This window comes from Desulfovibrio sp. 1214_IL3152 (assembly GCF_036763055.1).
In the GTDB taxonomy this organism is placed as follows: domain Bacteria; phylum Desulfobacterota; class Desulfovibrionia; order Desulfovibrionales; family Desulfovibrionaceae; genus Desulfovibrio.
In genome coordinates this window covers 1-4690 of the sequence record NZ_JBAIYW010000485.1, presented here as the reverse complement: position 1 = coordinate 4690, position 4690 = coordinate 1, and the positions used below count along the sequence as shown (strand labels likewise).

The following is a 4690-nucleotide window of genomic DNA, read 5'->3' as shown; positions in this document are numbered from 1 at the left end:
CCGAACGGCACGTGGCCTTTGCCCGACACCGCACGGCTGCCGCGCTGGCCTCACGGCATGTGAGCCTGCCCGCGCAGGGAACCACAAGCCTTTCCGACAAAACGGACAGGTTTGTTTGCCACAGATTTTTCGGCCCGCTCATCTTGCTGACTATTCTGCTGGTTCTGTATCAGATATCAATCGTATTCGGCGGGGATGTGGCGGCCATGATCTGGCCCCTGTGGGACAATGCCCAGAATGCCCTGGCGGGTTTTTTGCCCGCGTCCGGCTTTCTTGAAGACCCGCTCTTGCGTTCGCTGGGCGTGTGGGTCATGCGCAGCGTTACGGCCATCCTTAATTATCTGCCCATATTCTTTCTTCTTTTTGCACTTATCGCCATTCTTGAAGACAGTGGCTACATGCCGCGCATGGCCTTTATTCTGGACCGCGCCTTTCGACGTTTCGGCCTGCACGGGCAATCCACGCTGCCGCTTATCCTTGGCGGCGTGTATGTGGGCGGCTGCGCCATCCCCGCAGTCATGGCTACCAGGGCCATTCCGGACGAAAAGGCCCGCCTGGCTACCATTCTCATTGCGCCCATGATGAACTGTCTGGCCAAGGTTCCGCTGTATCTCATATTGATCAGCGCCTACTTTGCCGCCAACAGCGGCATGGCAATGTTTTTCATTGCCACCATCACCCTGTTCATGGCGCTTCCCGTGTCCAAGGCCCTTTCGCTTACCCTGTTGCGGGGCAAGCCCAGCGCGCCCTTTATTATGGAGATGCCGCCCTATCACCTGCCCACCATCAGGGGCGTGCTTTCGCGCGCCATTGAGCGGGTGTGGATATTTGTGCGCAAGATCTTCACCGTGGTGCTGGCCGTGGCCGTGGTCATCTTTGCGCTCATCAACTTTCCCGGTCTTGGGGAAGAGCGCATGGCCGTGTACGAGAAAAAGTCCGCAAAAGCCATGAGCGATTTTGTCAAGGCCGTGGACAAGACCGGGCTGGCCGGGCAGTTCACCCTGGATGACGTGACGCCCCTGCTCTTGTTTGAAGAAGCCCTCAAGGATGCCAAGCGCAGCGTGACGGATCAGGACGCCTCGGACAAGATTGATGCGGCCTTTCAGGAAAAAAGCCCGCTCTATTTCACCATTGTGAGAGCTGTGGGAGAGGACGGCAAGGCCCTGCGCCCTGCGCTGCGCAAGCTGATGGGCGCGCGCAAGCAGTTGCGCCGCGAACTGCGCGAAGAAACCTTTGAGCACAGCGCCCTGGGCATGGCGGGCAAGGCTCTGGAACCGGTAACGCGCCATGCCGGCTTTAACTGGAAGATCAATATTGCCCTGCTTTCGGCCTTTGCGGCCAAGGAAAACAGCGCGGCAACCCTTGGGGCCATTTACGGCCTTGATGGCGACGCCCCCGTGCAGGACAGCATGCGTGAGGACGCTACCGGCTTTACCCCGTTGCACGCCCTGGCGCTCATGCTGTTCATGGCCCTGTATCCGCCCTGCGTACCCACCTCCGTCATGGTGCGGCTGCAATCCAATTCCACGGGCTGGATGCTTTTTTCCATCTTTTATCAGACCTGCCTGGGGCTGGCGGTGGCTACGCTGGTATTTACCGGCGGTACGCTGCTGGGGCTTTCAGGCTGGCAGGCCATGTGGATTTTTTACGGTCTGTGCGTGGCGCTGACCATTGTGATGGGCATGATACCCGAACCTGAAAGCAGAAAAAAATTGGACGCCAAAAAGCCGGTCACGGCATAACATCTTAAGGAGGATATGATGAAAAATCTTTTTCTGGCCGCAGTGCTCGGCCTGACCATGCTCTTTGCTACCGCAGCCCTGGCGCACAGCCCCCTGTGCAGCTGCTTTGACAACGGCGACGGAACCATAACCTGCGAAGGCGGCTTTTCTGACGGTTCCTCGGCTTCCGGCGTGAAAATGCAGGTGGTGGACGGCAGCGGCAAGACCCTGCTTGAAGGCAAGATGAACAAAGACAGCGAATATAACTTCAAGAAGCCCGAGGGCGCGTACAAGGTCATTTTTGACGCCGGTGACGGCCACAAGGTGGAAGTGGACGGCTCCAAGATCGTTCAGTAAGCCATTTTGCTTTAAGATGTACGTCTCAAGGCGTCAGGGCGCTCGGGAGGGCGCCGAACAGAGTAAGCAGATAGCGCTTGAGCCGTAAATAACCAGGTTTACGCCTTCGTGGCAGCCGTCTGCTCACGCCGACGGTGGGACAGTTTCAAGGTGAAATTGTGCGGCAGGCCGCATTGCGACCGTTTTTTGTCATAAACTATAGACTTTGAAATTCAAATTCTATTGGAGGTTTTATGAAAAGCATCAAAACCCTGATCTTCGCCGGGCTTCTGGCCCTGATGGCCGTACCCGCCCAGGCGCACTTCATGGTCATGTACACGCCGGAAGTGGCGAAAAGCGAACCCGGCGACCTCGACGTCCGCATTGTCTTCACCCACCCGGCCGAAGCCGGACACACTATGGATATGGGCGGAGTGAAGGAGTTTTATGCCATGTATCAGCGTGGCGAAAACGAGCCGAAAAAAATCGACCTCAAGAGCACGCTGAAGCCCATTACCTGGAAAAATCCCGAATCCTCCGGCCCGGCCTTTTCGGCCCTGATTCCCCGCAAAGACATGCGCTCCATGGGCGACTACACCTTTGTGATGGTTCCCGGCTACTATCTTGAAAAAGAAGAAGACGTTTACATGCAGCAGATCACCAAGCTGGTGGTCAACGTGGGCGGCATTCCCGGCAACTGGCACACCGCGCTGGGCCTGCCCTGCGAAATCGTGCCCCTGATCAAGCCCTATGGCGTGTGGACCGGCAACGTGTTCAAGGCGCGCGTGCTTTCCGGCGGCAAGCCCGTGCCCAATGCCGAGGTGGAAGTGGAATACATGAACCACATGCCCGACCTCAAGGCCAATGCCATGACCAAGAAGGGCACAGTCAAGTACCCGCACGATGCGTTTGTTACCCAGACCATCTTTACCGATGATCAGGGCTATCTGACCTTCGGCATTCCCAAGTCCGGCTGGTGGGGCTTTGCCGCGCTTGGCGTAGGCCCGGACAAGGAATATCAGGGCAAGGAGCTTTCTCAGGACGCCGTCATCTGGGTCAAGGCCGTAGACATGAAATAGGTTTCCGGCAGAGCGGCTGACCGTTGTTGCGGTGAGCCGTTTTGCGTCAGCGCGGCCTGCTTCGCGCAGGTCGCCAGTCAGGATGATACAAGCGCCCGAGACGGCAATGGCCCGGTACTTTTATTGTCTGACATGATATGGAAGAGATGCCATCGTGTGTGGAAAATGCCCGGCCAGCCGGGCATTTTCGCTTTTTTGCGGCATGGCATGAGTAAGGCCCACGCGGCGTGGTCACCGCGTGGGCCTGTTGCGTCACAGTCTGGCCGCTGCCTATTTTTTCACTTCAACCCAAACAGGGTTGGTGACGGCGTAACGGCCCTTGCCGTCCATTACTACGAAGTTGTACCAGGTGTCCTTTTCGGGCTTGGCCTCAAAGGTATAGGTGACGGCATCCGTGGTGTCATTGAACTCTTCTTTGCTTACAGGTTTGCCTTCGCTGTAGACCTCAATGCTTTTCAGGCCATGCACGGCCTGCAATTCCGTGCTCAGCGCAACGGCTTGCCGTGTGAACGGTCAAAGCCGCAAGGCAGATGCGCACGTAAAATTGTGCTTTCGCAGCAGCGCCAGAATCGGCCGGAAAAACGTGGGCGAATTTTCTGGAGGCAATCTCTGCGGCCAAAGGGCGGCATGATTGAAAACAGGAAGAAGGAGGCAGGCGGCGGTCAGTAAAAAAAGATGTATAATCTCATGTCACATGAACTTGCTGCGATACATTTTCTTGTCGCCATGCGGCGGTATTACGCTGCGCGAGCCGTGAAAAAAATCGCAAGGGCAGGCATATGCCGTCTGCTGTGCGCCGCTGATCGCAGGGCGAAAAGCGCGCAAAACATCTCTCCTGTAGGCAGAAGTTCCAGCAGTTTCCCGCTACGCCTTTATAAAAGGCCATTTCTGACTTGCTAGAGCCTAGTTTATCTTCAGGGTTTTTTAATAAAAATTTTTGGAAAGTCAATAGGTTGTCAAATAAAGCATGCTGCGTAGGGCGGCAGGGCCTCCTGCTGGGCCGTTGCCCTCCCGTGCGGGGGAGCGTTGCCGTGAAGGGTGGTGGCTGTGCTGATGGAGGGGGCGTTTTTTTGTATGGCGCGACAGGTTGCCGCCACAGTGCAGGCGGGGGGGCAGGGCAATTGGCCCCCCCCAATGCGGCGGAGCGCAGGCAAGACAGGTTGCAACGGCACAGAAAAGGCACGCAGACAAAAAAAGGTCACTGCCGAGACAGTAACCTTTGATTGATTTCATGGAGCCCTTGAGCAGGATTGAACTGCTGACCTCATCCTTACCAAGGATGCACTCTACCGACTGAGCTACAAGGGCGTTGTAACGAAAAATGCTTTTAGCTCATACCTGGTTTATGGTCAAGCATTTTATGCAGGATTTTTGCATTTTTATGCAGATTGCTCACTGTTGCCTGTGCCGGATTCCATGAGCAGCTTGTGTACCGCGCGAAAAACCGCCCGTCGGGCATGGGGGGCGCTGCCGTCGGCCATTTCCCTGCGGGCCTTGAGCACCAGATCGCGCAAGTCCTCGCCTGTGACCGCCCGGCCATTGCGCTGATCTTTT

At 56.6% G+C, this 4690-nt stretch carries 4 protein-coding genes and 1 tRNA gene; 3 read left to right on the top strand and 2 right to left on the bottom strand.

The window, feature by feature from the left end; all coding sequences use genetic code 11:
* From V6C07_RS10375 to V6C07_RS10365, 3 genes are all read left to right on the top strand, one after another.
* Positions 1 to 1742: nucleoside recognition domain-containing protein (locus tag V6C07_RS10375; RefSeq protein ID WP_333536383.1), on the top strand; the 1742-nt coding region annotated here is incomplete at its 5' end.
* Positions 1743 to 1760: 18 nt separating this feature from the next.
* Positions 1761 to 2078: a hypothetical protein gene (locus tag V6C07_RS10370; protein WP_333536386.1), complete on the top strand. Its 318-nt coding sequence runs from the start codon at positions 1761 to 1763 to the stop codon at positions 2076 to 2078.
* Between the two features lie 233 nt (positions 2079 to 2311).
* Entirely contained in the window at positions 2312 to 3136 is an 825-nt protein-coding gene (locus tag V6C07_RS10365) for a DUF4198 domain-containing protein (protein WP_333536382.1), read from the top strand.
* A gap of 270 nt (positions 3137 to 3406) precedes the next feature.
* On the opposite strand, the gene V6C07_RS10360 is transcribed toward V6C07_RS10365, so the two are convergent.
* Positions 3407 to 3604, bottom strand: coding sequence for a hypothetical protein (locus V6C07_RS10360; protein ID WP_333536381.1), 198 nt, complete (start codon positions 3602 to 3604; stop codon positions 3407 to 3409).
* Between the two features lie 764 nt (positions 3605 to 4368).
* A tRNA-Thr gene (locus V6C07_RS10355) sits at positions 4369 to 4444 on the bottom strand.
* Positions 4445 to 4690: the final 246 nt, after the last annotated feature.